Origin of the sequence: Pontibacter sp. BAB1700 (assembly GCF_000277005.1) — a bacterium.
Taxonomy (GTDB): domain Bacteria; phylum Bacteroidota; class Bacteroidia; order Cytophagales; family Hymenobacteraceae; genus Pontibacter; species Pontibacter lucknowensis.
This window is the reverse complement of the sequence record NZ_AKIS01000262.1, coordinates 1-2,876: the sequence shown is the minus strand read 5'-3', so window position 1 is coordinate 2,876 and position 2,876 is coordinate 1. Positions and strand designations below refer to the sequence as shown.

General features: G+C 48.8%; 3 protein-coding genes. 2 read left to right on the top strand and 1 reads right to left on the bottom strand.

Features of this window, described 5'->3' with window-relative positions; all coding sequences use genetic code 11:
* Nucleotides 1–1,481 (bottom strand): cation-translocating P-type ATPase (locus O71_RS21080; protein ID WP_007661333.1); only part of this gene is annotated, 1,481 nt, incomplete at its 3' end.
* Between the two features lie 409 nt (nucleotides 1,482–1,890).
* Here O71_RS21080 and O71_RS21075 point away from each other — a divergent pair.
* Together O71_RS21075 and O71_RS21070 are read left to right on the top strand one after the other, a co-directional pair.
* On the top strand, nucleotides 1,891–2,319 hold the full coding sequence (locus tag O71_RS21075; RefSeq protein ID WP_133242696.1) for a hypothetical protein: 429 nt from the start codon (nucleotides 1,891–1,893) through the stop codon (nucleotides 2,317–2,319).
* 152 nt (nucleotides 2,320–2,471) lie between these two features.
* A partial coding sequence (locus tag O71_RS21070) for an efflux RND transporter permease subunit (RefSeq protein WP_007661331.1) occupies nucleotides 2,472–2,876 on the top strand: 405 nt, incomplete at its 3' end.

Below are 2,876 nucleotides of genomic sequence, written 5' to 3'. Positions count from 1 at the left end.
TTTTTCAGATGCCGCACCACTGCCTCAGCAAGCGGGTGCTCTGACTGCATTTCCAACGACAATAGCACGGTTTGTAGGTTTTGTTTGTGGGCACTCGCTTCATCAGCCCACACCACATCCGTCACCACCGGTTTGCCCTCTGTGATGGTGCCTGTCTTATCGAGAACGACAGCATTTACTTTATGTGCCTGCTCCAGGCTTTCCGCATCCTTTATCAGAATGCCGTTTTCAGCACCTTTGCCTACGCCCACCATAATAGCAGTTGGTGTTGCCAAGCCCAGAGCACATGGGCAGGCAATAACAAGGACAGTCACCAGAGCCAGTAGGGCCTGAGTCAGCGCATTGTCGCCGCCGAGTACAAACCAAGCGGTAAAGCTAACCAGCGCTATCACCAGCACTACCGGTACAAATATACCAGCGATCTTATCAACCAGTTTTTGTACGGGAGCCTTAGAGCCTTGTGCTTCCTGTACCATCCTGATGATCTGAGCCAACATGGTCTCACTTCCCACGCGCTCAGCCACAAACTGAAAGCTACCTTTCTGATTGATGGTTCCTGCATACACTTTGTCTCCTTGCTGCTTGGCAACCGGTACGGGTTCCCCTGAAATCATGGATTCGTCAACATAGGAAGTACCCCTCGCCACTTCTCCGTCCACAGGTATCTTCTCTCCGGCGCGTACCAGCAGCAGGTCTCCTTTCTGCACTTCAGAAACAGGCACCTCCCGCTCTTGGTCGCCCTCTACCAACCAAACAGTTTTGGGCTGTAGGCCTATCAGCTTCTTAATGGCGGTGGAGGTATTGGATTTGGCCCTCTCCTCCAACAGCTTGCCCAGCATAATGAACACGATTACGACAGCAGCAGCCTCAAAGTATACGTGCGGATGTAGTCCCCGTGTATGCCAGAACTCAGGGAAGAAGGTGTTAAACACGCTGAAGAGGAAGGCAATGCCTGTGCTCAACGACACCAGCGTGTCCATGTTCGCCTTCCCGTTTTTCGCTTGCTTGAAAGCATTGATAAAGAAGTTTCGGCCAAAGTAAAACAGTACCGGCGCGCTAAGCACCATCATGATCCAGTTTCCGTAAGGCATGTCCATAAAGAACATCCCGATGATAAACACCGGCAGGGTAAGTATTGCCGCTGCGATAGTTCTCTTCTTCAGCGCCTGGTAACGGTTATACTGCTCCTCTTCCTGCTTTTCCTGGGCATTTTCCTGATCAATGATCAAGTCAAAGCCTATTTCCTGCACATTCTTCTGTATATCGGTAAGAGCAATCTGGTCAGGGTCATAAGACACCTGCAGTGTCTGGGAGGCGAAGTTCACTGCCGCTTGTGATACGCCTGGCTGTGCACCCACCATGGACTCCACACTTAAGGCACAGGAGGCACAACTCATACCTGTAACAGGGAGAGACGCCTTCTGCAGCTTTACAGCATGTTGGCTTGCGGATTTATCAGAGATCAGCACTTTATTCTCCATATTCCATTCGTTTTATCTTTCTTGATGGTACAAAGGTACATGCTGCCTTTACCCAGGCTGTTATACAATTTCAGCTAAGATTTACAGATTTTATCAAACAGGCCCTTGGAAAGCCAGTAGAGTTCTAGAAGGTATAGTTGCCCATGCAACACACCATCTTCTGTAAGTTCGACTCACAGCCACGGTACTCATCTGTTGTTTTACGAAGACAGCGTTATTTTATTACTGGAGTAAGGGAACCATAAACCGTTCGTCCTGTTCTACAGGAAGGGTGCAAACCTGTTTTTCCGCTTTCGCGGCTTGGGTAGCTGTAAGGCTTGGCAAGCGTGCACGAAAAATATGTAAAAAAAATAGCTAATTATATAACATACCCAGTTGCCCTGTTGTACCTTTGTGGTAAGGTACCATTATGAAAACTCTTCACCGGATCATATTGCTAACGTTAGCCCTGCTGGTGCTTGTCTCCTCGACAGGTGTTACAGTAGGTATGCATCTATGTGCCGGGGAGATACGTGATTTAAGTTTCTACGGGCAGGCTGAAGATTGCCCGATGGAGCAGATGAAAGAAACGCTGCCTCCTTGCCACATTCCTCAAGATACCAAAGAAAAAAGCTGCTGTGAAGACCACCAGTTTGTGGTAGAGCGCCTGGATATAGCCTCTGACACAAAGGCGCTTGCGCTCAATAAAACACTGGATCTTAAATTCATCGCCGCTGTGAAAGTGGTGATCCTGCAGCTTTTTGCACTTCAGGATGAGTTAAAACCTGCTTACGCACTTTATACTTCCCCTCCCATTGCCCGGGACATACCTGTTCTGGTGCAGTCCTTCCTTATATAACCTTACAGGCTTGTAAGTACCTTTACAATAGGCGCAGTTGTGACCTTGTGACACTGCGTTGGTAGCAACGCTACCCTGTTCTTTGGTACTGTCCCCCTTTTCAGCCGTTTCAAGCGGCTGCTAGTCATTTCTATTAAGGTTATTTTAATTCCATGATCGAAAAGTTAATTTCCTTTTCGCTCCGCAACCGCATAATGGTGTTGCTCATTGCAGCATCGCTGTTTGGCTGGGGCCTTTATTCTGTACAGACAAACAAAGTGGATGCCATTCCCGATTTGTCTGAAAACCAGGTGATTGTCTTTACTGAGTGGATGGGCCGAAGCCCTCAGCTGGTGGAAGACCAGATTACCTATCCGCTTGTTACGAATTTGCAGGGCCTGCCCGAGGTAAAATATGTGCGGGGAACCTCCATGTTCGGCATGAGTTTTATCTATGTCATCTTTGAGGATGAGACAGACGTGTACTGGGCCCGCACACGGGTATTGGAACGCCTGAATTCTGTGGGTAATATGCTGCCTCAAGATGCCACGCCCACCCTGGGGCCAGATGGCACCGGT

Coding starts and splice junctions, on each gene's coding strand:
- O71_RS21075 (WP_133242696.1), top strand. CDS start 1,891: ATGAAAACTCTTCACCGGATCATATTGCTAACGTTAGCCCTGCTGGTG.